Annotated in this window: 1 protein-coding gene; it reads right to left on the bottom strand. The window is 37.8% G+C overall.

The window, feature by feature from the left end; genetic code table 11:
• Positions 1-259: hypothetical protein (locus tag R2R70_RS21240; RefSeq protein WP_410979085.1), on the bottom strand; the 259-nt coding region annotated here is incomplete at both ends.

Below are 259 nucleotides of genomic sequence, written 5' to 3'. Positions count from 1 at the left end.
CTTTTTGAAGCGGCTTAAACGCTAAAACAAAGTCACGATTAGCCCCATTTGTATCGTTCAGTGCTATTTTATATTGCCCAAACGCGGGATTATTAAAATTAATACGGTGATGTTTAGAGGTTATATCAACAAGCTCTAACCCCACATCTATGTCTATGTTTAAAGTAAACTCACTGCTAGGTGCATCATTATTTTTTTGAACGTTATATACCGGGCTTAGCCAACCACTGGGTGGTAAGTTTTGATCCATAAGGCTTGA

The organism is Cobetia sp. SIMBA_158, from assembly GCF_046566945.1.
Lineage (GTDB): Bacteria > Pseudomonadota > Gammaproteobacteria > Pseudomonadales > Halomonadaceae > Cobetia > Cobetia amphilecti.
The sequence above is the reverse complement of the archived record's forward strand: the minus strand, read 5'-3'. Positions and strand labels throughout refer to the sequence as shown.